Here is a 26,364-nt window from a genome sequence, read left to right as displayed (position 1 = left end):
CAATGTCGAGAAGTGAATATATTTATCATCGGGTGATTATCTGGCTGGTATTGCTGATTCTGGCGCTGCCGCTGGTGGCGACCCTGCTGTACGCGCTGGCAACGGAATGGGGGGCCACCATCCTGCCGGACGGTTTCACCCTGAAATGGATGGCGCAACTTTGGCAGGATCCGCGCTTTTTGCTGGCCCTGTGGCACTCACTGCTGATTTGCTTTGGTGCGTTGCTGTTTTCCCTGGTGCTGGTGCTGCCCGTAATGTTTGTGATCGCTTACTACTTTCCTAAACTCGGTGTGGTAATGAATGTATTGATCCTGCTGCCCTTTGCTATCCCGCCTGTGGTGTCATCGGTCGGGCTGTTGCAGCTCTATTCAGCCCCTCCGCTGATGCTGACCGGTTCGCCGTGGATCCTGGTTGGTTGTTATTTCACTATCGCACTGCCGTTTATCTGGCGCGCCATCAGCAACAATATGCAGGCGATTAATATAAGAGAGTTGATCGATGCGGCTCATCTGCTGGGAGCCACCACCTGGCAGGCGGCGTTGATGGTGGTGCTACCCAATCTGCGCAAAGGGGCATTGATTGCGGTGTTGCTTTCGTTCTCATTCCTGGTTGGTGAGTTTGTATTCGCTAACCTGCTGGTTGGCACCAACTATGAAACCTTACAGGTTTATCTCTATAACGTGCGCAATGCCAGTGGGCATTTCAGTAGCGCACTGGTTATCTCCTATTTCTTTGTTGTGCTGCTGGTCACCTGGCTGGCAAATGCCCTGAACCGCGAGAGAGGCTGAAGATGAATTCATGGCTGAATGTGACCCAACTGAATAAAAGCTACGGCCCGACCGCGATATTTGAAGATATTAATTTCAGTGCGGGTGAAGGGGAATTTGTCACCTTACTGGGGCCGAGCGGCTGCGGAAAATCGACCCTGTTACGCTGTCTTGCCGGACTGACCCCGGTCGACAGCGGGCAAATTCTGTTGCAGGGACAGGATATCGTGCCGCTGACGCCGCAGAAACGTGCAATCGGCATGGTGTTTCAAAGCTACGCACTGTTTCCAAACATGACTGTAGAGCGCAACGTGGCATTTGGCCTGAAAATGCAGAAGCTGAAGCCAGCCGATATCCAGCGGCGGGTGGCAGAAGCACTGGAGCTGGTGGAGCTGAACGATTACGCCAGACGTTACCCGCATCAGCTTTCCGGCGGCCAGTGTCAGCGGGTGGCACTGGCGCGTTCGCTGGTCACCCGGCCCCGCCTGCTGCTGCTGGATGAGCCGCTCTCGGCGCTGGATGCGCGTATCCGTCGCCACCTGCGCGATCAGATCCGCCGTATTCAGAAAGAGCTGAATCTGACCACGCTGTTTGTCACCCACGATCAGGAAGAGGCGCTGTCGCTTTCAGACCGTATTGTACTGATGAACAAAGGAAAAATCGTACAGAACGGTAACGCGGAATCACTCTACACTCAGCCTGCGAATCTGTTCGCGGCCGGATTTATCGGTAATTATAACCTGCTGACGGCCGAGCAGGCCCACCGCCTGACCGGAGACACTTTTACACAACAGGTGGCGCTGCGTCCTGAATCGGTGACGTTCTGTGCATTGTCGCAGGGGATCCCTGCAGAAATTCTCAGTCACAGCCTGTTGGGTAACGTCATTCGCTATCATGTGCGTGCGCGGGAAGTTGAGCTGTGGGTTGATGTTCTGAACCGTTCTCCGGACGATTTGCACCCGGCGGGATATCAGGTGGGGCTGCTGTTGGATAAGCTTACTTTGCGTGAGGTTGCCTGATAGCTACGAACTATCACGCTGATTAAAAACATTTTTTCAGCGGATCGGCTAAACTTAACCGGGTCAGCAGGCAAATTGCCTGCCCTGAATCTGTTATGTTTGCCTGGCTGTGAGGTCGATATCAGTGTTAACCCTGCTAAACCTTCTTTCCGCCGTAGCGCTGCTGGTCTGGGGAGCGCACATCGTGCGAACCGGGATTATGCGCGTCTACGGCGCTGACTTGCGCCGCGTGCTGAGTCGCAGCGTGTCTAAAAAACCTATGGCCTTTGTCGCCGGAATTGGCGTGACGGCGTTGGTGCAAAGCAGCAATGCCACCACGCTGCTGGTCACCTCGTTTGTCGCTCAGGAACTGGTGGGACTGACGCCCGCGCTGGTGATTATTCTGGGGGCGGATGTGGGTACGGCGCTGATGGCGCGTCTGCTGACATTTGATCTCTCCTGGCTGTCACCGTTATTTATTTTCTTTGGCGTGGTGTTCTTTCTTGGCCGTAAGCAGACCCGCGCCGGGCAACTGGGCAGAACCAGCATCGGACTGGGGCTGATCCTGCTGGCGTTGCAGCTGATTGTCGCCGCCGCCACGCCCATCACCCAGGCTGCCGGGGTGAAAGTGCTGTTCTCTTCACTTACCGGCGATGTGATGCTGGATGCGCTGCTGGGTGCCGTATTCGCCATCATCAGTTACTCCAGCCTGGCGGCGGTGCTGCTGACCGCCACCCTCACCGCCACCGGGGTTATCTCTTTTAAAGTGGCGCTGTGTCTGGTGATTGGCGCAAATCTTGGCAGCGGCTTGCTGGCAATGCTTAACAACAGCACCTCGAACGCGGCCGGTAAAAGGGTGGCGCTGGGCAGCCTGCTGTTTAAGTTTATTGGTTCACTGATCGTACTGCCTTTTATCGATCCCCTGTCCGAGCTGCTGCATAAACTGCCGGTCAATGACGAAGAGTTGGTGATTTTCTTTCACGTCTTCTACAACCTGATCCGCTGTCTGATTATGGTGCCCTTCACCGGTGCGATGGCCACGCTGTGCTGTAAGTTAATTCGTGAGGAGCCTGAAACCGACCAGCGGTTAAAACCCCGGCACCTTGATCCCAGTGCGCTGGATACGCCGGCGCTGGCGCTGGTTAATGCCTCGCGTGAGACGTTGCGTATCGGTGACGTTGTGGAACAGATGCTGGCGGCTTTTGGCAAAGTGGTCCACGGTGAACTGCGCGAAGAGCGCGAGATCCGTAAGCTGGATGATGATGTGGATGTGCTGTATACCGCGATCAAACTCTACCTGGCGCAGATGCCTAAGGAAGACCTGCCGGAAGAGGATTCCCGCCGCTGGGCGGAGATTATTGAAATGGCGCTAAACCTTGAGATGGCGGGGGATATCCTGGAAAGAATGAGTGGCGAGGTGGCCGACAAATCGCTGGCGGCTCGCCGTGCGTTCTCCGTCGAAGGAAGAGAAGAGTTGGACAGCCTGCTGGAACAGCTTTCTGCCAACCTGCGTCTCAGCCTGTCGGTCTTTTTATCCCGAGATATCACCACGGCCAAACGGTTACGCCGTTCCAAGCATCGCTTTCGTATTCTGAACCGGCGCTACTCCCATAAACATGTTGATCGCCTGCATCAGCATAATGTGCAAAGTATTGAAACCAGCTCATTACACCTGGGTCTGCTTGGCGATATGAAACGACTTAACTCGTTGTTTTGTGCAGTAGCCTACAGCGTGCTTGAACAGCCGGATGACGACCGTATTGAAGAGTGAATGGCCCCTGGCTGGCAGGGGCGTTGATCAATTACTTTTTATCAACCGCTTTGCCTGACCAGTAACCCGCCAGCAGAGAGCCGGAAAGGTTGTGCCAGACAGAGAACAGCGCGCCCGGCAGAGCCGCCAGCGGGGAGAAGTAAAGTTTACCCAGTGTGGCGGCCAGACCGGAGTTCTGCATCCCGACCTCCAACGCCAGCGTCCGGCAGGTTGACTCGTCAAAGCCAAACAACCTGCCACCCCAGTAGCCGCCAAGCAGCCCGATGGCGTTATGCAGCATCACCGCCACAATCACCATCAGGCCCACCGAGCTAATAAAGCTTTGGCTGCCTGCCACTACCGCACTGATAATCAGCAGAATACAGACCATCGAAAAGGCGGGCAGATAAGGCTCCACGCGCTTTACCAGCCCGGGCAGTGAGTGATGAATGATCAGTCCAATCGTGATGGGCACCACCACGATTTTCACAATACTCAGCAACATGCCCACCACGTCAACCTGGATATGCGTATCGACATAGAGTTTGGTCAACAGCGGCGTGGCAAACACCCCGACCAGTGCGGAAACAGAAGAGATGGTGACGGAGAGCGCCACATCGCCCTTCGCCAGATAGATCATCACATTTGATGCGGTTCCACTGGCCACGCTGCCTACCAGAATCATGCCTGCGGCGAGATCTGGCGGCATATTAAACAGCTTTGCCAGGCCCCAGGCGGCCAGCGGCATCACCAGATAGTGCAGGAAGGTCCCCGCCAGCACCGGAGCAGGGCGGGTCAGTACCCGTCGGAAATCGTTGATGTTCAACGTGACACCCATGCCGAACATAATCAGCATCAGCAGATATGTCACCCACGGGCCAATGCTGAGAACCGGCGTCGGCGCGTAGTAAGCGATGGCAGAAAGTAGTAGCGCCCATAGTGGAAACAGGCGGGTGAAAGTGGCGAGCATAGCCAGATTTCCTCTGTACGAGTGGTTGCCAGCAAAGGTTGCTGCTGAAGTGGACGCAGAATCATAGCATTAAAACGGGAAGGAAAAAGAAGGGATGAGCAACGCAGGCGGGTGCAGTGTGAACCCGCCTTATGGACTGTTACTCTTTGGTTTCCAGCAGCGTGCGATAGATCATGCCACCTGCGACACCGCCGACAATGGGCATCAACCAGAACATCCACAGCTGGCTAAGCGCCCAGCCTCCCTGGAAGATGGCCACGGCGGTGCTGCGCGCCGGATTGACCGAGGTGTTGGTGACCGGAATGCTGATCAGATGGATTAACGTCAGCGCGAGGCCAATGGCGATGGGTGCAAAACCCGCTGCCGCACGTTTATCGGTTGCGCCATGAATGACAATCAGGAATACGGCGGTCAATATCCCTTCGGTCACCATGCCGGAGAACAGTGAGAAACCGCCTGGTGAGTGCTCACCATAGCCGTTTGCCGCAAAACCACTAGCGCTGGCATCAAATCCTGCCTGGCCACTTGCAATCACATAAAGCACACCCGCAGCCGCCAGACCACCCAGCACCTGCGCGGCCACATAGCCAATAATCTGCGACGTCGGGAAGCGACCACCGGCCCAAAGTCCCAGGGTGACGGCCGGATTAAAATGACCGCCTGAAATATGGCCGACGGCATAAGCCATTGTTAATACGGTCAGTCCGAATGCCAGCGCCACGCCAACAAAACCAATTCCCAGCTGAGGGAAAGCAGCAGCCAGCACCGCACTGCCACATCCGCCAAATACCAGAACAAAGGTCCCTGTAAATTCCGCAAAAAGTTTTTTCATCCTTAACCTCACAGTTTTATTCTTAAGCGCGTAATTATTACCGTAATAAGCTGTATTTCAATGCAATGGATCAAGTGTAATACGGTAAAAAAAGGACTTGTGTGAATTAAGGATTATTCGATGTGAAGATAAGATTATTTATTGCAACAACTGGTCTTGTTATTAACAAAATAATAAAGAAGCGGCGGCGGGAATATTACAAAATTAATAAAAAAACCGGGCCAGGCCCGGTCAGAATAATTTTTGACGCTATTCAAATAAATTATGATGTAGCGTCTGCACCACCTGTTCAGCATCATTACCCGGAACAAGAAAACACAAATTATAACTGCTGGCACCGTAACAAATCAGCCGCAAATTAAAAGGTTCCAGTACGCCAAACACTTCTTTTCCGACACCGCAGGCTTTGGAGAGGTTGTTGCCAATAATAGCAATCAACGCCAGGTTCTCTTCCACCTCAACCCGGCAAAGCGACGAGAGTTCGGTCAGCAGTGCCTGAGTCAGCAGGCTATCACCGGTTGAGGTAGAGCCAGTGGTATCCAGCGTTAAGGCGACGCTGACCTCTGAGGTGGTAATCAGGTCCACAGAAATATTGTGGCGCGCCAGGATATCGAACACTTCAACCAGGAAGCCACGCGCGTGGAGCATATTCAGGCTGTGCAGCGTCAACAGCGTCTGCTTGCGGCGCAGGGCCAGCGCCCGGAACAGCGGTGGATTCTGCATCTGATTACAGACGCGGGTGCCGCCTGCGGCAGGATCTTTGCTGGAGCCGACAAAAACCGGAATATTGCAGCGCACCGCAGGCAGCAGCGTCGCCGGGTGCAGTACTTTTGCCCCAAAGGTGGCCATCTCCGCCGCTTCTTCAAAGGTGATTTCGTCAATGCGCTTAGCGGCGGGGACCACCCGAGGATCGGTGGTGTAAATGCCCGCCACATCGGTCCAGATATCGATACGGCTGGCATGCAGTGCTTCACCCAGCAGTGCCGCCGTATAGTCGCTGCCGCCACGGCCCAGGGTGGTGGTGCGGCCTTTCGCTTCGCTGCCGATAAAGCCCTGCGTCACAATCAGTTCTTGCGCAAGGCGTGGAGCCAACTGGGTGCGTGCCAGCTCTGCCAGCTGTGACACATCGGGTTCAGCACGACCAAAACGGTCGCTGGTGCGCATCACTTTACGCACATCGAACCATCCGGAAGCGACCTTGCGCTGCCGCAATACCTCGACGAACAGCAGGCTGGACATCAGCTCACCGTGGCTGACCAGTTCGTCAGTCAGCGCGGTGGATGTCGCCAGCGCAGCGGCTTCGGAGAGCATGGTGATGTTTTCCAGCAGGCGATCGATTTCTTCGCGGATGACATCCGGCTGCGTCAGCTGGTCAATGATTGCGTACTGGATACGGCGAATTTCGTCCAGCAGATAAGCACGTTGCTCCTGCTCCTGTCCATCCGCCAGCGATACCAGCAAATTGGTGACCCCGGCGGAAGCTGAAAGCACCACCAGGCGTACATTCGGGTCCATCAGCACCACATCGGCGCTGCGATTCATCGCGGCAAAATCGGCAACGCTGGTACCGCCAAATTTCGCCACGATTAATGAAGATTGGGACATGTGTTGACATACCTCGTGTCAGGTTAGATTCCATCAGCCTTGGCACAAGGAAAGAGCAGAAACGGGGTAGACGTAGAAAAGGGTTTTACTACGAGTCACCCAGAAGCGCCCCACCTTGTTGACCCGAACACCCGCGGCGGCAACGTTGAGCTGCGACCCAGGTGAATCAGGTAGGGATCGTCCAACTGTTGAACCGATCCTGGTGACAACCCAGGGGATTCAGCCCCTGTAGCCGATACTTACCACCCGCGTGGTTTGTACCTCGGCGTCGCACCCCCTGATGTGTTATCTGCGGATTCGGTTCCTCCAACACACTGCCTGGGCGACGCGCCTCTTCTGGCATGCGCATCCAGGATGCGCAACAAGCCGACTACAAATAGCCGTTTATGCTGCCGCTGTCAATTACTGTCGTCTGTATGGGGTTCATTTTGCACCAGAGCGACCAGCGTACAGGGAAGCGTTGGCGTACTTTCACCGCGTACCATTTTCAGCACACCCTTCTCCTCTACAAACAGCGGAATGACACCCTGATTTTTTTCCAGATACGCCAGCCAGCCGAAATTTTCGTTCAACTGAGTGGCTTTGATCACCGCGCCTTTCGCCAGCAGGCTGCTGAGTTGGGCATAACTTTGCTCCTGGCCAAACAGCACCTCATGACGATGAAAGCGCGGGCTTTCAGTATCCCGGCGTCCCTTTAATGGTGCGCCGGAACGGATAGCAGCCACGTTTTCATCACCAAAGATATGGCTGAAATGGTACACCGCCAGGGCATTCTGATGACGATCAGGTGAAAGGGCAATCACCTGTGACGTTTCGCTCAGGTCGAGAAAATTCTCCGCATGATCTGACCAGGCGTTGCCATAATAAGCGGGAATCCCCTCCATTCTCGCCAGCCGGTACTGTTCCCAGCTACTGTCAGTCAGCAGCACCGGGATATCCAGCTTTTGCAGCGCGGCTGCCAATGCCCGCGCAACGCTGTTAGCGCCAGTAATCAATATGCCGCGAGGTTCACGCTGTTGTACCCGCAACAGGCGGGCCAGCACAGAACTGGTCAGGCTTTGCAGCACCACGGTGCCGATAATCACTGCAAACACCACCGTAACCAGCCTGTCCGCCCCGGCATAGCCGGTTTTCTCCAGCGTCAGAGCAAACAGAGAGCTGACTGCGGCTGCCACAATGCCACGTGGCGCGATCCAACTGAGCAGCAAGCGTTCGCGCCAGTGTAGTGACGATCGAAAGGTTGAAACGGCAATACACAACGGGCGGGCTACAAACTGCACCATCAGCAGCAGGCCTGCCAGCGGCCAGCCCATCGCCACCAGTGCGTTCAAATCCAGGCGGGCTGCCAGAATAATAAACAGGGCCGAGATCAGCAGAGCGGAGAGTTCTTCTTTGAAGGCGATGATTTCGCTGAGATCGACACCACGCATATTTGCCAGCCAGATCCCCATCACCGTCACCGTCAGCAGGCCGGACTCGTCCGCCAGCTCGTTCGACAGGCCAAAAGCGGTGAGCATCACCGCCAGCACCGCGAAGTTTCGCAGATAGCCGGGCAGCCAGACCCTTTTCAACGCCAGGCCCATCAGCCAGCCGAACAGCGCGCCTGTGATAAGGCCGGTTGCAGTGGTCAGACTTAAGGTCCACAGTAAATGCGTTAACGATTCAGCTTTTTGCTGAAGCACAATGAATTCGAATACCAAAAGCGTAAAAATGGCCCCTACCGGATCGATGACGATGCCTTCCCAACGCAACACCTGATTGATCGCTTTCTTTGGTCGAACCACACGCATCAGGGGCGCGATAACGGTAGGGCCGGTCACCACGGTGACGGCACCCACCAGGGCTGCGAGTTCCGCAGGAAAATCCAGCAATATCCGGCAAGCCAGACCAATGATCAGAAAGGTTATCAGCATCCCGATGGAAACCAGATTACGCACGACCTTTCCCAGACCGCGTATTTCTTCGAAGCGTAATGTCAGCGCGCCCTCAAACAGAATGATCGCCACCGACAAGGAGACCAGCGGAAACAGCAGCGAGCCAAACAGGGCATCGGGTTGCAGAATATGTCCGACCGGTCCCAGGACAATGCCGAAAACCAGCAGAGGTAAAATAGCCGGAAGACGCAGCAGCCACGCCAGCCACTGGGCTACCAGCGAACTTAATCCAATGATTATCAACAGCAGTGGGGCAGACATCGCCATAAAATTTTTCCTTTCGACAGTAAGTGTGGTCATACTGAAACGCTGAGCGGATCGTCTCCACGCCGACTGAATTATAAATAGCCCCGGACAAAACGAGAGAAATTCTCTCGTCTGATAGCTGTAACCTGTTGCAGGAAAAGGGGAGCTAATGGCTCGCAACAGGTAACATGGCGTCCGGTTTGACTTACGGTTCTCAATTGAAAAAGAGTGTGTTGCTATGAAAAGTATTAATCCGACACAAACCGCTGCCTGGCAGGCCCTGGAGCAGCATTTTGAGCAGATGAAAGATGTGCAGATAGCCGATCTCTTCGCCAGCGACAGCGATCGATTCAGCACCTTCTCTGCCACCTTCGACGACCAGATGCTGGTGGACTACTCGAAAAACCGTATCACCCGCGAAACGCTCAGTAAGTTACAGGATCTGGCGAAAGAAACTGATTTACAGGGTGCCATCAGGTCAATGTTTTCCGGCGAAAAAATTAACCGTACTGAAGACCGGGCCGTGCTGCATGTTGCTCTGCGCAATCGCAGCAACACGCCGATTAAGGTGGATGGCAAAGATGTGATGCCAGAGGTGAATGCGGTTCTGGAGAAAATGAAGTCGTTTTCTCAGCGCATCATCAGCGGCGAGTGGAAAGGCTACACCGGCAAAGCAATCACCGACGTGGTGAACATTGGTATTGGGGGTTCCGATCTGGGCCCCTTTATGGTCACCGAGGCGTTGCGGCCCTATAAAAATCACCTGAACATGCATTTTGTCTCTAACGTGGACGGCACGCACATTGCTGAAACGGTTAAGGATCTCAGTCCGGAAACCACGCTGTTCCTGGTTGCGTCGAAAACCTTTACCACGCAGGAGACCATGACCAATGCGCACAGCGCCCGCGACTGGTTCCTGCAAACGGCCGGTGATGAAAAGCATGTGGCAAAGCATTTTGCGGCACTCTCCACCAATGGCAAAGCTGTCGGTGAGTTTGGTATCGACACCGCAAACATGTTCGAATTCTGGGACTGGGTGGGTGGACGTTATTCCTTGTGGTCCGCTATTGGCCTGTCGATCATTCTGTCAATTGGCTTTGACAATTTCGAGCAGTTGCTCGGCGGCGCACATGCGATGGACAAGCACTTCTCCAGCACGCCAGTGGAGCAGAATCTGCCGGTAACCCTCGCGCTGATTGGCATCTGGTATAACAATTTCTTTGGTGCTGAAACCGAAGCCATTCTGCCCTACGACCAGTATATGCACCGCTTCGCGGCTTATTTCCAGCAGGGAAATATGGAGTCCAACGGTAAATACGTTGACCGCAATGGCTCTCCGGTAACCTGGCAGACCGGCCCGATTATCTGGGGAGAACCCGGCACCAACGGACAGCATGCGTTTTACCAACTTATCCATCAGGGCACCAAGCTGGTTCCCTGTGACTTTATTGCCCCGGCGATTAGCCATAATCAGTTGGGCGATCATCATGACAAGCTGCTGTCAAACTTCTTTGCGCAAACCGAAGCGCTGGCCTTTGGTAAATCACGCGAAGTGGTGGAGAAAGAGTTTGCCGATGCTGGTAAAGATGCGAAGTCGGTTGAACATGTGGTGCCATTTAAAGTCTTTGAAGGCAACCGCCCAACTAACTCGATCCTGCTGCGTGATATCACGCCATACAGCTTGGGCGCGTTAATCGCCCTGTATGAGCATAAAATCTTCACCCAGGGGGCCATCCTTAACATCTTTACTTTTGATCAGTGGGGTGTCGAATTAGGTAAACAGCTGGCTAACCGCATTCTGCCAGAGCTTTCTGGTGGTGAGCAGGTGACCAGCCACGACAGCTCGACTAATGGTCTGATCAATCGTTACAAAAACTGGCGCGCATAATCTTTTGCCAGAGATGAATTAATTATTTTCAGGGCCGGATGCGATAGCAACGGCCCTTTTTGATGCGCAGAAAAAAATCGCCAATATATCTGAATGCTGATAAATTCATCTGATGACTTATTCCTGAGAAAAATCTTAAAATTTATTGCAATAGCTGGATTTATAACAAGATAATTCTGAAACATTACCCTTTTCGGACCGATCTTATTACGATATTACGATGGGTTAATGGTTTGATATATATGATTTTTTTATTGTTTTTGCGCGGATTTCCTCCATAATTAATATATTTTGCACACTAAGTAAGGTTATTAGTCGGTGTGACTGGTATACCAGCTCATTACAGTAATTCATGCTATTACATTGCCGTAATTATTATGAATACGCTTAAAACTGCCAAAAAAACTTTATTTTAATCAGAATTAATCCGCTTCCAACCTTCATTGTTCTGCCATGAATTCTGGTAATTTATTGCCTTATACTGAACGCGCCTGAAACCCTTCAGGTTGAGTATCCATTCATTTAATGAAGGGAAAATGTTATGAAAAAAGTCATATGTGCTGTTGCAGCCATAGTGTACTTAGCGGGAGCTTCTGCTGCGTTCGCCGCGCCTGAAGAGGCAGGAAGTGCAGCAGGCGCAACGGCGGGAACGCTTTCCGCCGGCACCTCAACCGCGGTGGGTGTGGGTGCGCTTGGCGCACTGGTCGGTGTAGCGCTGGCAGCAAGCAGCGGCGGTAACGGTTCTAATACCGGAACCACTACCACAACCACCACGGGCACGACTCGTTAAGTTCGGTAAATTAATCATAACCACACAATTGTGTGGTTATTTTTTGACATTGTCAGACTTTGCTCAGGGATCCACTCCGGTGCGCTATATACCACTGTTGCTTTTATGCCTGTGTTTGCAGGCCTGTACTCAGACGCAAAAAGGACTTACCGATACTGTCGAACTCGCGCTGCTCGGGCCAGATGATGTTGAAGTGAGCAGCGAACAGATAGATAACCTTCCTTATGCCAGCATGTATCTGCGCCTGAATGACGGGCAGCGTATCTTTGTGGTGCTGGGCTTCGATGAAAATGGTCAGCAAAAATGGATCACCCGTGACCAGTCAGTGCTGGTCACCCAGCATGGCCGCGTGGTGAAAACGCTGGGACTCAATGACAATCTGGTCAGCATAACTAACGCCGGTCAGGACCCGCTGTCTGCTCCATTGCAGCTACGTGAGGGAGCCAGCTGGACCAGCACACTGAGCTGGACCGAGGCCGGACACTTCCGCTCTGCCACCGCCGTATCACATTTCACCCGCAAGGATGATCAGGTGCTGGATCTGGCCGGTAAAAAAGTCGCCTGCCGCGTCTGGCAGGAGCAGGTCACACTACCGGAGAGTGGCAAGTCCTGGAGCAATACCTTCTGGTTCGATACCACTACAGGACAGGTTCGTCAGTCGCAGCAGATGCTGGGTGGGGCTGATTTCTCCGTTGAAACCATCATCTTGAAGCCCGCGAAATCATGAAAAAAATAACCTATCTTCTCGCAGGAATGGTGCTTGGTGCGTCGTCGCAGGTGTCTGCCGAAAGCCAGGTGACCGTCTTTTATCCGGGACAAACCCAAACCGCCGTGGTCAGCCATGCCCAGAATCTTGCGCAACTGGTGACCAGCCCAGCGCTGATGGGCAGAACCTGGTGGCCGGGAACGGTGATCGCAGAAAAACTGGCAACGGCGGTGGCGGTGCAGCAGCAGCAACTGCTGGCCCGGCTGCAAGGCTGGAGCGCTGAATTACGGGCAGATGATGATGCCGATAAAGCCGCGATTGTCGATAACGTCCGGCAGCAGGTAGCCGCAGTGAAAGTCACCGGGCGGCAGATTGCTAATCTCGACCCTGACTGGGTGCGGGTGCGCGCGGCGGACAATCGCCGTCTGGAAGGGGAATACAGCGTCTACACCCTGCAAAAACCGACCACCCTGATGGTTGCCGGACTGGTCAGCGGCAGTGGCAAAGCGCCGTGGTTACCGGGGCGTACGGTGGTTGACTATCTTGATGAGCATCAGCGGCTTAGCGGTGCGGAGCGTAATGTCGCCACGGTCATTGCGCCTTCAGGTGAAGTGTCGCAGGTGCCGGTCGCTTACTGGAACCATCGCCACACAGAGCCAGAAGCTGGCAGCATCATTTACCTTGGTTTCTCTTCCTGGTCGCTGCCCAGCCAGTATGAAGATCTTAACCAGCAGATTATTTCTGTTCTGACGCACCGGATCCCTGACTGATGAAAAAAACCTATCTTTTCAGCCTGCTGGCGATTTCCGTGGCTTGCGCGTGCCAGGCTCATGCCGACACCTTTGCCGATCCTGTTGGTCCTTCGCAGTCTGATTTTGGCGGCGTGGGGCTGCTACAGGTGCCCACTGCGAGAATGGCGAAGGATGGCGAATTCAGCCTGAACTACCGTTACAACGATCAGTACCGTTTTTACTCCTCATCGGTGCAGCTGTTTCCCTGGCTTGAAGCCACCATCCGCTATACCGATGTCAAAACCCGTCGCTACAGTGCAGTAGAAAGCTTCAGCGGTAGTCAGACCTATAAAGATAAGGCTTTCGACCTGAAAGTCCGTCTGTGGCAGGAAGGGTACTGGCTGCCGGAGGTGTCGGTAGGGGCGCGTGATCTGGGCGGTACTGGCCTGTTTGACAGCGAATATTTTGTGGCAACCAAAGCCTGGGGACCGTTTGATTTCACCCTCGGACTGGGATTTGGCTACCTTGGCAACAGCGGCACGGTGAAAAACCCATTCTGCCAGGCTGACAGCAGCTACTGTTACCGTTCAGACAGCAGTGGCACGGCAGGATCGGTCAACGGCAAAGATATGTTCAAAGGCCCGGCAGCGTTATTTGGCGGAATTGAGTATCAGACGCCGTGGCAGCCGCTGCGTCTGAAAGTGGAATATGAAGGCAATAACTACCAGGATGACTTTGCCGGTCGTCTTGAGCAAAAAAGCAAAGTTAACGTTGGGGCAATTTATCGTCTGACTGACTGGGCGGACGTGAATGTCAGCTACGAGCGCGGGAACACCTTTATGGCTGGCTTCACGCTGCGTTCAAACTTTAACGATTTGCGCTCTGCATCGGCCGATTTAGCTAAACCTGCTTACAAGCCGCAGCCACAGGATAATTTCCTTCAGCCCACGGTGGCCGCAGAGCAACTGACCGATTTGAAGTACAACGCCGGTCTTAACGCGCCAAATATGCAGGTGAAAGGCAACACCCTGTATGTCACCGGGCAACAGTCGAAGTATCGCAATACTCAGGAAGGCATCGATCGTGCGAATGTGATCCTGATGAATCATCTGCCGCAGAACATCGATACGCTGAACGTGACCGAAACCCGAAACCGTATGCCGCAGGTGACCACCGTCACCCGCGTTGACAGCCTGCGTCAGCAGCTGGAAGGTTATCCGCTCGGCAAAGAGAAAACGTTGGATCAGCAGCGGGTGGAGCCGGTCGACCCGGGCCGCACCGAGCAGGAATATCATATTGATCCTGACGATTTTAACTACGGCCTTTCTCCGGTGCTCAACCAGTCTGTGGGTGGTCCGGAAAGTTTCTACCTGTATCAGCTGGGTGTGATGGGGAATGCCAACTACTGGGTAACTAATCATCTGCTGCTGGACGGCAGCGTATTCGCCAACCTGGCGAACAACTACGATAAGTTCAGCTATAACGGTACGCCAACCGATTCAACGCTGCCGCGTGTGCGAACCCATATCCGCGACTACGTCGAGAACAACGTCTACGTCAATAACCTCCAGGCCAATTACATGCACGAGCTGGGTAACGGCTTCTATGGTCAGGTTTATGGCGGCTATCTGGAAACGATGTACGGTGGTGTGGGTGGCGAGGTGCTGTATCGTCCGCTTGATTCTGACTGGGCGTTGGGTGTTGATGCCAACTACGTCAAGCAGCGTGACTGGGACAATATGATGCAGTTCACCGACTATACGGCCAAAGTCGGTAACCTGACCGCTTACTGGCGGCCTTCGTTCTTCAACCATCAGGTATTGGTGAAGGCCAGCGTCGGCCAGTATCTGGCGGAAGATAAAGGGGTGACGATTGATGTCTCACGCCAGTTTGACAGCGGCATTATGGTCGGCGCTTATGCGACTAAAACCAATGTTTCCGCGCAGGAGTACGGCGAGGGCGATTTCACCAAAGGCTTCTACATCTCGATTCCAATGGATCTGTTTACCACCACGCCAACCCGTGGACGTGCGCAGGTCAACTGGACGCCGCTGACGCGTGACGGTGGTCAGATGTTGGGTCGCAAATACCAGCTGTATGATATGACCAGCGATCGGGATAAGAACTTCCGTTAAAGTGCTAAAAGTGCGCTGCCAGCACATTGCTTGCTGGAATAATTAAGGCAGGCTTTCGCCGCCGTGACCAACCCCATGTTTTTACATGGGGTTTTTCTTTATTTGTCAGCCCTTTTTATGGGCTGAGGATGCCGCCAGTGGCTACACCGCCGGGCATCTCGCAAAAACTTGTGAACTTCATCACGCTAAAGCATAGTGTACGGGTCGGGAGAATCCTGACGATTACCGTGACTTCTGAGGATTGTTTTGCATGATTACCGCCACGCGAATTGCCTGGGTTTTACAGATGGTGCTGAATATTGGCCTGATTATTCTGGCCTGTATTCTGGCTGTTTTTCTGGGCAAAGAAACTTACCATCTGGCTAATGTATTACTGAATACCGGTGAGCAGACCTCGTCTTATCTGCTGATTGAAGGAATCGTCATCTATTTCCTCTATTTCGAATTCATCGCCTTGATTGTTAAATATTTTCAGTCAGGCTATCACTTCCCGCTGCGCTATTTTGTCTACATTGGCATTACCGCTATTATCCGGTTGATTATCGTCGATCATAAGAATCCCTTTGATACGCTGGCCTACTCCATCGCCATCCTCATCCTGGTCTTTACGCTCTGGCTGGCGAACAGCAACCGACTGAAGCGCGAATAATTCTCTCTTTCCTTCGAGCTGAACTGTTAAACAGTGTCAGCCCGGCTATGCGGCTCAGTAAGCCGGTTAACGGCGTGCTGAGCAATCAGGCTGTTCACACTTCAGTGCTATATTTATCTTCCGCAGACAGCCCTGCCTGACATCAACGGAGCAACCGATGCGTGATTTCTCCCGCCGAAATTTTGTGACGCTGTTTAGTGGATTATGTTGCTCATTACCTTTGCTGGCTCAGGCTAAAAGCGTCACCGTGTCTTCGGTGCGTAAGGCGGAAGAGCTGTCGGCGAAAGAGCGGCAACAGCATGAGTTTTTTATGCAAAAGGCGATCGCTCAGGCGGCTAAAAATCCTGCTTATCCCTTTGGCGCAATCATTGCCGATCTTCAGTCAGGAAAAATCTTCAGCGAAGGGGTAAATACCGGTGCTGAGAATCCGACATTTCACGGCGAAATGGTGGCAATTAACGACTATGTCCACAAACACGGTAACCAGGGATGGCAGCAGATGACGCTTTACACTACGGGAGAACCCTGTTATATGTGCATGTCTGCCATTGCATGGGCAGGGATAAAGCGGGTTGTCTGGGCCAGTTCGGTGCAAAAAATTCGCGCATCAGGTATTGGGCAGATTGATATCCCGGCAGCTGAAGTTGCTTTCAGGGCGCGAGAGTTTTATCAACCCGTGGCGCTGATTAGTGGTGTACTGGCGACACAGACAGACAATCTGTTTGATCAACGGACGCGGTCCTGATAATCCTCCCGGTTATCGCGGCGAAATAACGCCTGCTTAGCGGCGTTATACCTGCCAGCGCGGATGTAATGGGGGAAGCAACGAGCCGTTGGCAGAAAAATCCACGCCTTAAAATTCTGTTTAACGCCAGGTGTTCTCGGCTGCGCACTACGCTACACTGTGACCCCCTGTCTATTTTCCGGAGAAGCCAATGAACGATAACGCGCTGTTGCAACTGCGCGCCCTCGCATGGCTACCCGTATCCTCCCCCCTGTTGACCACGGCGCTACTTGAATGGCTGCTGGAGGAGGATTCCATGACCCGTCGCTTCGAAAACCATTGCCAGCAGGTTTCGGTAAAGGTACAGCATGAGGGATTTATCAGTGCCGTCCAGTTGGGGGAAGAAGGGGCGCTGCTGCCGCAGGAGCCGCGTTACTGGCTGCGGGAAATCCTTCTCTGTGGCGACGATGTGCCGTGGCTGGCTGGTCGCACCGTCGTGCCAGAATCGACGCTCAATGGCCCGGAGCAGATGCTGCAACGACTGGGAACACGTCCCCTGGGCCGCTATCTGTTTGCTTCATCAACGCTGACGCGCGATTTTATTGAGCCGGGTCAGGTGGAGGGGCTGTGGGGGCGTCGTTCGCGTTTACGTCTTTCCGGCAAGCCTTTATTACTGACCGAACTGTTTTTACCGCCTGCGCCGTTGTACTGGCCGGAGCTGGCGGAAGGGAGCCTGTAGCGTGGAAAGAAGTCTGCCAATAAATAAATTTCAGGCATACAGCCGTCTGATGCGTATCGATAAGCCTATCGGCTCGCTGCTGCTGCTGTGGCCGACACTGTGGGCGCTGTGGCTGGCAGGGGGGAAAATCCCGCCGCTAAACATACTGCTGGTCTTTGTGCTGGGCGTTTTTTTTATGCGTGCCGCTGGTTGCGTGGTGAATGATTTTGCCGACCGTAAAATTGATGGTCATGTTAAACGCACCCGCTCACGCCCGCTGCCCAGCGGTGCCGTCACCTCCAGAGAGGCCCGCTGGTTATTTGCCGGGCTGGTACTGATTTCATTCTGTCTGGTGTTGACCATGAATGCGATGACCATCTGGTTATCGTTTGGTGGTCTGGCTCTGGCCTGGATGTATCCTTTTATGAAGCGTTACACCCACCTGCCACAGGTGGTGCTGGGCGCGGCGTTCGGCTGGGCTATTCCAATGGGCTGGGCGGCGGTGAGTGAGTCTGTGCCACTTGCCTGCTGGCTGTTATTCTTCGCCAATATCTGCTGGACGGTGGCGTATGACACTCAGTATGCGATGGTGGACCGTGATGATGATTTACGTATTGGCGTAAAATCCACCGCCATTTTATTTGGTCGTTTTGACAAGCTGATTATTGGCTTACTGCAATTTGCCACACTGATGCTGATGGCGCTGACGGGCTGGATGATGCAGCTGGGTGGGGCGTTTTACTGGTCAGTTTTGCTGGCTGGCACCTTGTTTATTCACCAACAAAGGCTGATCGTCGGTCGGGATCGGGATGCCTGTTTCCAGGCTTTTCTCAATAATAATTACGTCGGACTGGTGCTGTTTGTTGGCATTGCACTGAGTACAGGGCCTGTTGCAGGCTGGCTGTGAGTAGCCACGGTTAAGGGAGGGTTAACGTCGGATGAAAAAGAATTGTCCGTCGATGGTGCCGTCCCTGGCGTGCGAGCCTCAGCTTGATGTACTGGCCGGGCTGAGGCACTGCGCGCTCAGCCTGCGCTCAACGCCTATTCGTGTGCCACCGCACTCTCAATGGTCATTCTGACTTCCTGAGTAATCAAATCTGCCAGCATCTGGTAAACCTTTTGCGTCTGTTCAACCAACGCATCACCGGTATCACTGATATAACCCTCATCACGCAGCGTCAGTACCAGCGTGGAAAACACCGCTTTGTCGAAGAATTCAGGCGCATTAATCCCGTGCAGCACCGATAAACGCTGAGCCATAGTGCGGCTCTCTTTTTCCAGCGTGCCACGATTAATGGATGGATTAGCGCTGAGGATTGAAAAGGTAATAGCGTAGCGTTGCAGCGTCTCCCGCACTCCGGCGGCGAGGAGTTGCAACGTATGGAAACGCAAGGTGCTCAGACGCAGGGTATGTTCATCGGCATTCAGCAGATTCTGTCGGGCCATCTCACTGACCAGCGCATCCAGTAAGGATGGCAGCGCTTCTTTTTCCCAACGCAGGAACAGCTCAGTTTTCAGCATCGGATAAATGACGCTGACCTGACGGAGCAGTTCGGCACGGGTTATCTCGCGATGTTGCATCAGGATCACGGCGATGACCGAAGGCATCACCAGCATATGGTGAATATTGTTACGGTAGTAGGTCATCAGTACCGCCTGCTCGCGTGGCAATACAATGATTTCACCAATGTTATCCTGCTCAATTTCGAACTTATTCATCCCCAGAGCATGATCCAGCAGCTTCTCTGGCGTCATCTCTGGCACCGTTGCATCTGGCGAATAAGGCACATTGCGCATCAGCTGGGTATAGCAGCTTAATTGATCGATCATCTGCTCGCGGGTCAGTGAGCGCTGACGTGAAGAGAGCAGTGCCGTTACACACAGGTTCATGGCGTTGGCTGCCCCGGCATTGTTGATCCGCACCATCACCCGCTGAGCGATATCGTTTACCGCTGGCGTCAGCCACGCCGGACGTTGTGACTCCAGCGGGTCAATGGCCTCACGCCATTCCGGAACATGCTTGTTCAGATAACTTACCAGCGGCAGAGGTTCACCGAAGTTGACATAGCCCTGGCCGAGATTGCGCAACTTACGCAAGCCGTGCACCATCTGCACAAAGCCTTCTTTCTCCTTGGTCGCACCACGCAGCTCTTTGGCGTAGGTTCCCACCTCCATCACATGCTCATAACCAATATAAATCGGCACCAGGGTAATAGGACGATTACCCCCACGAAGCATGGCCTGGATAGTCATCGACAGCGTGCCGGTTTTTGGATCCAACAGGCGGCCAGTGCGGGAGCGCCCGCCTTCAACGAAGTATTCAACGGAATAGCCACGGGTAAACAGTTCGCCGAGATATTCGCGAAATACGGTGGAATAGAGCTTATTACCCTTGAAGGTGCGGCGAATAAAGAAAGCACCAAGGCGGCGGAAAATGGGCCCGGCGGGCCAGAAGTTAAGGTTGATCCCGGCGGCAATGTGCGGCGGCACCAGTCCCTGATGATAGAGCACGTAGGAGAGCAGCAGATAATCCATGTGGCTGCGGTGGCAGGGGACGTAGACGATTTCATGTCCGTCCTGCGCCAGCTGAAGCACGCGTTCACCGCCGTTGACGTTAATGCCCTGATAGAGCTTGCTCCACAGCCAGCCCATCACACGGTCGGTCAGGCGGATAGCTTCATAAGAAAAATCGGCCGCGATCTCTTCCATCAGTTCGACGGCATTTTGCTGTGCTTTCTCGCGGGAGATTTTTTTACTGCGCGCTTCATCTTCTATTGCTTTAGCAATCGCTTTGGACTGCAACAGCTTGTTGAATAAATCCTGACGTACGGGCAGACGAGGCCCGATGGCGGCCAGTCGCTGGCGGGCGAAGTGCATACTCGCGACTCTTGCCAGCTTCTGGGCAATAGTTTTGTCGGTGCCGTGCTCCGTGGCCATCCGGCGCAAAGAGACAATGGGAGAAAAACGCACAAAGCTGTCCCGGCCCAGCCAGAGTACGGCAAAAAATTTCTGAATGCCGTTCAGCACCCGCAAATGGGGCTGTTCTTCACCCTGGACTTCACGGCCCGGCGCCCGGCCAAACATCACCGAAACAGGCACCATTTGCACGTCAAGACGCGGGTTACTGCGGTGTAAATCCAGATAATCGTGAAACAGCTTCACCGATTCAAGATTTGGTACAAAGTAGGGGAATACGCGGGGACCATCATGAATAAATACGTGGCGTGGCAGTACCGTACCATCGATTTCCAGAGGTTCCAGCGGGTCGGGGAGTTCCTGCTTGCGGCACTGCTCGCGCAGGGCCAGTAGATCGGCCTTTGAATCGTATGGCAGCACATACATAATAGGACGTGAGGTGTCCAGCCCCAGTTCAGCAATCGGCTCAGCAGGGATTGCTTTACTCTTTACCAGAAATTTAACCGGTAAATTCAGTATGTTATAATAAAACTTACGCCAACCTGACATAGACAATATGAAGCCTCTTGTTAGCAAAACGCCGCAAGCATACCAGAAAGCGCCATTGAGATCTTTGGTGTTACAAAATGTGCTATCTCCAGTTAATGACGTCATTATCACATAAAGGTTTTACCCCTATGGCAAACCGTGTCAGCGGATTGACCCGCATCATAAAAGCAGCAGGCTACTCATGGAAAGGTCTTCGCGCCGCATGGCAGAACGAGGCTGCTTTTCGTCAGGAGGCCGTAGTGGCTGTCGTGGCGGTTATCGTTGCCTGCTGGCTGAACGTCGACGCCGTCACGCGTGTTTTACTGATAGGCTCTGTCGTGCTGGTGATGATCGTTGAGATGATCAACAGCGCGATTGAAGCCGTGGTGGATCGGACGGGCAGCAACTTCCATCTGCTATCTGGCCGGGCCAAGGATATGGGCTCCGCCGCAGTGTTGCTGGCTATCATGCTGGCGATTTTCGTCTGGGTCACCTTGTTAGTCAGCTATTTTCGTTAGCGCTCGCATAATCTGACAAATGACTGTTTTTTGCCTGAATTTTGGTTTCCAACGCGCAAATACCTGTATATAATCACAGTCGACTGTATAAACAACCAGGGGGCGGGATGAAAGCATTAACGGCAAGGCAGCAACAGGTTTATGACCTGATACGTGATCACATTAACCAGACCGGCATGCCACCCACGCGGGCAGAAATTGCCACCCGGCTTGGTTTCCGCTCCCCCAATGCGGCGGAAGAACACCTCAAGGCTCTGGCGCGTAAAGGCGTGATTGAAATTGTCTCCGGAGCCTCACGGGGAATCCGTTTGATGATGGAAGAAGAAGAAGGTCTGCCACTGATAGGCCGTGTGGCCGCCGGTGAGCCGCTGTTAGCCGAACAGCATATTGAAGGGCACTATCAGGTTGATCCTGGCCTGTTTAAACCGGGGGCGGATTTTCTCCTGCGTGTCAGCGGTATGTCGATGAAAGATATCGGTATTATGGATGGCGATCTGCTGGCGGTACATAAAACGCAGGATGTGCGTAACGGCCAGGTTGTGGTGGCACGGATTGACGATGAAGTTACCGTCAAGCGTCTGAAAAAACAGGGCAACGTGGTCCATCTTTTGCCGGAAAATAACGAATTCCAACCGATTGTTGTCGATCTTAATAAGCAAAGCCTGTCCATCGAAGGTCTGGCAGTGGGCGTCATCCGTAACGGCAACTGGTTGTAATGCCTCGCGCAACAATAATCATGCAGCTTGACTGGTCACCGTTCCGTCTGGAGTGAGGGCTGAATGGTGAATCCGTTACGCAGTGGGCGATGATGCGATTATTCAGCTCCTCTGATAAGCACCTCTGGCGGCTGGCATTGCCGATGATCCTTTCCAATGTCAGCGTGCCGCTGCTGGGTCTGGTTGATACCGCTGTGACAGGCCACCTTGATAATTCCAGCTATCTTGGCGGTGTGGCCGTCGGCACCACCATTACCAGCTTTCTGTTTATGTTGTTTCTTTTTCTGCGGATGAGTACCACCGGACTGACAGCTCAGGCGTTTGGCGCGAGAGATAAAACTGTGCTGGCTCGTGCGCTGATTCAGCCGCTACTTATCGCGCTGATGGCCGGAACCATCCTGATCCTGTTCAAATCACCGCTTAATCATCTTGCCCTGACGGTTATCGGTGGCGACCCTGCGGTATTGCATCAGGCCGTGCAGTTCCTGAATATTCGCTGGCTGAGCGCCCCTGCCACCCTCGCCAACCTGGTGCTGTTGGGCTGGCTGCTGGGCGTACAGTATGCCCGTGCTCCGGTTATCCTGCTGGTGGTGGGAAACCTGGTCAATATCGTACTGGATGTGTGGCTGGTTATCGGCCTGAAGTGGGGGGTGCAGGGGGCTGCTATGGCAACCGTGATTGCTGAATACTGCTCACTGATAATCGGGTTATACATGGCAGGGCGGGTGATCCGGTTACGTGGCATCACACTGGCTATGTTACTGACAGCATGGCAGGGCGATCTGTCACGGCTACTGCGGCTGAATCGTGACATTATGCTGCGCTCGCTGATGCTTCAACTGTGTTTTCTGTCAATGACCATTCTTGGGGCACGCCTCGGTAGTGAGGTGGTGGCGGTCAACGCCGTACTGCTGATGTTCCTGACCTTTACCGCCTATGCACTGGACGGATTTGCTTACGCCGTCGAGGCCTGTTCGGGTGAGGCATATGGTGCCCGCGACGGCAAGGATCTGCTGCGTGTATGGCATGCAGCCTGCCGTCAGGCAGGACTGGTGGCGCTATTTTTTTCGCTGATATATGCCATTGCCGGCCCGCATATTGTGGCTTTACTGACTTCAATTGCTGAATTGCGGCAGCAGGCAGATGCTTACCTGTTCTGGCAAATATTAATGCCTGTTTGCGGTGTCTGGTGCTATCTGCTTGATGGCATGTTTATTGGGGCAACACGAGCCAGAGAGATGCGTAACGGTATGGTGGTGGCAGCGGCTGGCTTCGGTCTGACGCTGTTTAGTGTACCGCTGCTGGGAAATCATGGTCTGTGGCTGGCGGTAACGGTTTTCCTGCTTTTACGTGGTCTGACGTTATGGCTAATCTGGCGACGACACTGGCAGAACAGCAGCTGGTTTGCCTGATGACATATCTTGTTACCCTATGCGGCACTGATGCAAGTCTTTTATTTTCATGATTTTTTCCCCAATTTATTTTTCAGGTTATTCCTCCGGAAGTTTTGCGCAGGAAGTTTGCCAGATTCCAGCTAGAATTAACCATAAGTTCAGCATTTTTGTAGCGTTTCATTTTGTTGTTAAGCGTTTTGCTGGGACGATATCACTAAATCCGTTAAGATCTGATTGAAGGAATAATGCCATGAATAAAGATGAAGCCAGCGGTAACTGGAAACAGATTAAAGGTAAAGTGAAAGAGAAATGGGGCAAGCTGACTGACGACGATATGACGGTTGTGGAAGGTAAACGCGATCAGCTTGTGGGAAAAATTCAGGAACGCTATGGCTATGCGAAAGACCAGGCAGAGAAAGAGGTTAGCGACTGGGAAAGCCATAATAACCACCGCTTCTGAAATAGTCTGACTCTCTCATCAACGGCACAGGGAAGGTGCCGCCCTCATCGTTCCGCTCCGTCCCCACCCACTCCAGCTGGTTATTATTACCAGTATGAAAGCTACTGACGTCCACGCTTGCGGCTGGTTACCGTATGATCATGCTGACACACATCCTGATGGGTGCAGGCTTCCACCTCCACGCATTCCCGACACAACCCATGCGCCTCGATAACACTGTTGGTCAGAATAAATCCTGAAGGCAGGGCCAGCGACTTGAGGATTTTTTCGACACCATCGGCATGTTGCTCCGCCACGGCACCACAGCGATCGCAAATCAACATGGCAGAGGTGTGGGATGGCTGCTCAAAATGATGGCAAACCACATAGCTGTTAGTGGATTCAACCCGATGCACAAATCCCTGCTCCAGAAGAAAATCCAACGCACGATAGACGGTGGGCGGTTTTGCCTGCGGTTCACTGGCGCGGAGCAAATCGAGCAGGTCATAAGCGCTAATCGCCCCCTGATGCTGGCACATCAGACGCAGTACCTCCAGGCGTTGAGGAGTGAGCCTGACATTGCGTTGCTGGCAGAGTGTCTCTGCCTGCGCCAGGATTTTTTCAGCACTACTGATGTTCATGGTTTTCCCCCAGGCCAGATCGGAATGTTATGTTATCACGCCCACTGTGAAACACCGAATGCCCGCCATCGGGCCATCTTAAGCCACCTGATTAAAACTAACCCTCCGATTAAACAACAGAAATGCAGGGTATTTGCGTTATGTGTTGATGGTGAAATTTTGTTAATGTGTCGGCGCGGGTAATTCAGTGCCATATGATTTCTGTAAAACGTTGCTAATGTAATTTGCAGCCTGAGACCATCCTGACTACCTTTTGTTAATTATCTGAGGCGATTACCTGCGTGGCAGGCTTTGTTGTTATGGCTGACTCGCCTCTCTGTTAACAGATAAATAAAACAACAATAAGCAGATAAACCACTGCATTCTTACTTAATTCACAGCAATGAATTGCTGCCTTTGTGTTCAAAATACAGGCAGTCTCCTGTGCAGGCCTCCGCTGAGCACTTATTCCTTCTCTGGACGGGTTTAAAGTAAAATGGCAAAAAAATACAGTACGTTAAGCAGGTCTGTTCGTCCTGTTGTCTGGCCGGTTCTCTTTTTTGCTCCCCTCAGTGCGCTGGCTGCGGGCAATTATTACGATGCGCGTAATGATGCCATGGGCGGCACGGGTGTGGCCTCTTCAACATATGGTACTGCGGTGCTGGCGAACCCGGCGCTGATGACCAAAGCGAAACCTGAAGATGATGTCAGCATTATTTTTCCTGCGGTAGGTGCTCAGCTAACGGATAAGAATAATCTGATTGATAAAGTCGATAATCTGACTGACAGCGTTAATCATTACGAGGACGTTTATGATAACCTGGCATCCACGCCGTTTACTTTAGCTGGTTTAAACGCATTGTCTGCAAATCTGGCCACTGTCCGCGCAGCAGCGGGCGATCTGGCCAGCCAGTTGCGGGCTATCAAGGGGTCTAAGGCAAGCGCCACGGCGGGTGCCGCATTTGCTGTCACCATCCCTAATGATACGCTGTCAGCGGCTTTTGTTGCCAAAGCCTATGGCACGGCAAATGTCGCGACTGATGTGACGCAGAGCGATATTGACTATTTGCAGGCCGTGGCTGACGGGGGCGCAATACCTACCTCCAACCCGAAGGATACGTTAACTTCTTCTGCCACGGGGCTTGGCGCGATTGTTTATGATTATGGTATCGCTCTGGCGCATGAGTTTGAGATTGCCGGACATCCGGTCTCCTTCGGCGTCACACCTAAATTACAAAAGGTTTATCTGTATAACTACAATGCCTCTGTTTACGACTACGACAAATCAGACTTCACCAATGGCAACTATAAAAACAGTGACTCCGGTTTTAACCTTGATGCCGGAATGGCGACCGACCTGGGAGATTACTGGACGCTGGGTGTCAGCGCCCAAAATCTGATCTCGCGTGATATCGAGACCAAAGAGGTCAATGGCTTCAAGGATACTTACCAGATTAATCCGGTGGTCACGCCGGGTATCTCTTTCCATACCGAGCGTTTCACCGCAGCGTTAGATGTGGATGCCACGCCAACAAAAGGCTTTAAAACTGTCGGTGACAGTCAGTATGCCGGAATTGGTGCGGAATACCGTCTGCTCAGCTGGCTGCAATTGCGTGCCGGTTATCGGGCAGATATGAAATCTAATCAGACGAATGTGGCTACGGCTGGCTTTGGTATATCACCCTTTAACAAGGTACATCTGGATCTTGCTGGTATGGAGGGTGATGACAGGACATGGGGCGCGGTTGCCCAGATGACATTTACCTTCTGAACAATGGGGGCGCGTTTCG

Annotated in this window: 23 protein-coding genes and 1 riboswitch; of the genes, 17 read left to right on the top strand and 6 right to left on the bottom strand. The window is 53.2% G+C overall.

Going from position 1 to position 26,364, the window contains the following annotated elements:
* Positions 1-2 precede the first annotated feature (2 nt).
* The 3 genes from AC3RPL_RS16360 to AC3RPL_RS16350 all read left to right on the top strand — a co-directional run bounded on the left by AC3RPL_RS16360 (position 3) and on the right by AC3RPL_RS16350 (position 3,536).
* On the top strand, positions 3-788 hold the full coding sequence (locus AC3RPL_RS16360; protein WP_490740836.1) for an ABC transporter permease: 786 nt from the start codon (positions 3-5) through the stop codon (positions 786-788).
* A 2-nt stretch (positions 789-790) separates the two neighbouring features.
* The gene (locus tag AC3RPL_RS16355) at positions 791-1,786 is read left to right on the top strand and encodes an ABC transporter ATP-binding protein (RefSeq protein WP_261644241.1); all 996 of its coding nucleotides are present in this window, start codon (positions 791-793) and stop codon (positions 1,784-1,786) included.
* A 124-nt stretch (positions 1,787-1,910) separates the two neighbouring features.
* Positions 1,911-3,536 (top strand): Na/Pi cotransporter family protein, encoded by a 1,626-nt coding sequence (locus tag AC3RPL_RS16350; protein WP_490740835.1) that lies wholly within the window; start codon positions 1,911-1,913, stop codon positions 3,534-3,536.
* A 31-nt stretch (positions 3,537-3,567) separates the two neighbouring features.
* On the opposite strand, the gene panS is transcribed toward AC3RPL_RS16350, so the two are convergent.
* The 4 genes from panS to AC3RPL_RS16330 form a co-directional block, all read right to left on the bottom strand.
* Positions 3,568-4,485 carry a ketopantoate/pantoate/pantothenate transporter PanS gene (gene panS / locus AC3RPL_RS16345; protein WP_490740834.1) on the bottom strand — a complete coding sequence of 306 codons (918 nt, stop codon included), beginning with the start codon at positions 4,483-4,485 and terminating at the stop codon, positions 3,568-3,570.
* 139 nt (positions 4,486-4,624) lie between these two features.
* Positions 4,625-5,317, bottom strand: a complete 693-nt coding sequence (aqpZ, locus tag AC3RPL_RS16340) for an aquaporin Z (RefSeq protein ID WP_490740833.1) — start codon at positions 5,315-5,317, stop codon at positions 4,625-4,627.
* 249 nt (positions 5,318-5,566) lie between these two features.
* Positions 5,567-6,922 (bottom strand): lysine-sensitive aspartokinase 3, encoded by a 1,356-nt coding sequence (lysC, locus tag AC3RPL_RS16335; RefSeq protein WP_490740832.1) that lies wholly within the window; start codon positions 6,920-6,922, stop codon positions 5,567-5,569.
* A gap of 95 nt (positions 6,923-7,017) precedes the next feature.
* Positions 7,018-7,266: riboswitch (Lysine riboswitch) on the bottom strand.
* A 54-nt stretch (positions 7,267-7,320) separates the two neighbouring features.
* Positions 7,321-9,123 carry a cation:proton antiporter gene (locus AC3RPL_RS16330; protein WP_490740831.1) on the bottom strand — a complete coding sequence of 601 codons (1,803 nt, stop codon included), beginning with the start codon at positions 9,121-9,123 and terminating at the stop codon, positions 7,321-7,323.
* Between the two features lie 217 nt (positions 9,124-9,340).
* Between AC3RPL_RS16330 and pgi the strand changes: the two genes are divergently transcribed.
* The 9 genes from pgi to ubiA all read left to right on the top strand — a co-directional run bounded on the left by pgi (position 9,341) and on the right by ubiA (position 18,350).
* Entirely contained in the window at positions 9,341-10,990 is a 1,650-nt protein-coding gene (gene pgi, locus AC3RPL_RS16325; RefSeq protein WP_034935040.1) for a glucose-6-phosphate isomerase, read from the top strand.
* A gap of 541 nt (positions 10,991-11,531) precedes the next feature.
* On the top strand, positions 11,532-11,780 hold the full coding sequence (gene yjbE / locus AC3RPL_RS16320; protein WP_034935035.1) for an exopolysaccharide production protein YjbE: 249 nt from the start codon (positions 11,532-11,534) through the stop codon (positions 11,778-11,780).
* Positions 11,781-11,859: 79 nt separating this feature from the next.
* Complete coding sequence (locus AC3RPL_RS16315; protein ID WP_490740830.1) at positions 11,860-12,507, top strand: YjbF family lipoprotein; 648 nt, start codon at positions 11,860-11,862, stop codon at positions 12,505-12,507.
* Complete coding sequence (locus AC3RPL_RS16310; protein WP_490740829.1) at positions 12,504-13,256, top strand: capsule biosynthesis GfcC family protein; 753 nt, start codon at positions 12,504-12,506, stop codon at positions 13,254-13,256. Before AC3RPL_RS16315 ends, AC3RPL_RS16310 begins: the two co-directional genes overlap by 4 nt.
* Complete coding sequence (locus AC3RPL_RS16305) at positions 13,256-15,352, top strand: YjbH domain-containing protein (RefSeq protein ID WP_490740828.1); 2,097 nt, start codon at positions 13,256-13,258, stop codon at positions 15,350-15,352. The genes AC3RPL_RS16310 and AC3RPL_RS16305 overlap by 1 nt, the downstream gene beginning before the upstream one ends.
* Before the next feature lie 250 nt (positions 15,353-15,602).
* Positions 15,603-16,001, top strand: a complete 399-nt coding sequence (psiE, locus tag AC3RPL_RS16300) for a phosphate-starvation-inducible protein PsiE (RefSeq protein WP_034935027.1) — start codon at positions 15,603-15,605, stop codon at positions 15,999-16,001.
* 157 nt (positions 16,002-16,158) lie between these two features.
* Positions 16,159-16,746 (top strand): nucleoside deaminase, encoded by a 588-nt coding sequence (locus tag AC3RPL_RS16295; RefSeq protein WP_490740827.1) that lies wholly within the window; start codon positions 16,159-16,161, stop codon positions 16,744-16,746.
* Positions 16,747-16,936: 190 nt separating this feature from the next.
* Positions 16,937-17,464, top strand: coding sequence for a chorismate lyase (gene ubiC, locus AC3RPL_RS16290; protein ID WP_490740826.1), 528 nt, complete (start codon positions 16,937-16,939; stop codon positions 17,462-17,464).
* A 19-nt stretch (positions 17,465-17,483) separates the two neighbouring features.
* Positions 17,484-18,350 (top strand): 4-hydroxybenzoate octaprenyltransferase, encoded by an 867-nt coding sequence (ubiA, locus tag AC3RPL_RS16285; protein ID WP_490742069.1) that lies wholly within the window; start codon positions 17,484-17,486, stop codon positions 18,348-18,350.
* 134 nt (positions 18,351-18,484) lie between these two features.
* Here the strand turns inward: ubiA and plsB are convergent, their stop codons facing one another.
* A complete protein-coding gene (plsB, locus tag AC3RPL_RS16280) occupies positions 18,485-20,908 on the bottom strand; it encodes a glycerol-3-phosphate 1-O-acyltransferase PlsB (RefSeq protein ID WP_490742068.1) in 2,424 nt (807 codons plus the stop codon).
* A 128-nt stretch (positions 20,909-21,036) separates the two neighbouring features.
* On the opposite strand from plsB, the gene AC3RPL_RS16275 reads away from it, so the two are divergent.
* The 4 genes from AC3RPL_RS16275 to AC3RPL_RS16260 all read left to right on the top strand — a co-directional run bounded on the left by AC3RPL_RS16275 (position 21,037) and on the right by AC3RPL_RS16260 (position 23,975).
* Positions 21,037-21,405: a diacylglycerol kinase gene (locus tag AC3RPL_RS16275; RefSeq protein ID WP_490740825.1), complete on the top strand. Its 369-nt coding sequence runs from the start codon at positions 21,037-21,039 to the stop codon at positions 21,403-21,405.
* A gap of 107 nt (positions 21,406-21,512) precedes the next feature.
* Positions 21,513-22,121, top strand: coding sequence for a transcriptional repressor LexA (gene lexA, locus AC3RPL_RS16270; RefSeq protein ID WP_034935016.1), 609 nt, complete (start codon positions 21,513-21,515; stop codon positions 22,119-22,121).
* 92 nt (positions 22,122-22,213) lie between these two features.
* Complete coding sequence (dinF, locus tag AC3RPL_RS16265) at positions 22,214-23,533, top strand: MATE family efflux transporter DinF (RefSeq protein ID WP_490742067.1); 1,320 nt, start codon at positions 22,214-22,216, stop codon at positions 23,531-23,533.
* Positions 23,534-23,765: 232 nt separating this feature from the next.
* On the top strand, positions 23,766-23,975 hold the full coding sequence (locus AC3RPL_RS16260) for a CsbD family protein (RefSeq protein ID WP_034935013.1): 210 nt from the start codon (positions 23,766-23,768) through the stop codon (positions 23,973-23,975).
* 101 nt (positions 23,976-24,076) lie between these two features.
* On the opposite strand, the gene zur is transcribed toward AC3RPL_RS16260, so the two are convergent.
* Entirely contained in the window at positions 24,077-24,595 is a 519-nt protein-coding gene (gene zur / locus AC3RPL_RS16255) for a zinc uptake transcriptional repressor Zur (protein ID WP_261644224.1), read from the bottom strand.
* 475 nt (positions 24,596-25,070) lie between these two features.
* Between zur and AC3RPL_RS16250 the strand changes: the two genes are divergently transcribed.
* Positions 25,071-26,345: a conjugal transfer protein TraF gene (locus AC3RPL_RS16250; RefSeq protein WP_490740824.1), complete on the top strand. Its 1,275-nt coding sequence runs from the start codon at positions 25,071-25,073 to the stop codon at positions 26,343-26,345.
* Positions 26,346-26,364 lie beyond the last annotated feature (19 nt).

This window comes from Erwinia papayae (assembly GCF_058241465.1).
The sequence above is the reverse complement of the archived record's forward strand: the minus strand, read 5'-3'. Positions and strand labels throughout refer to the sequence as shown.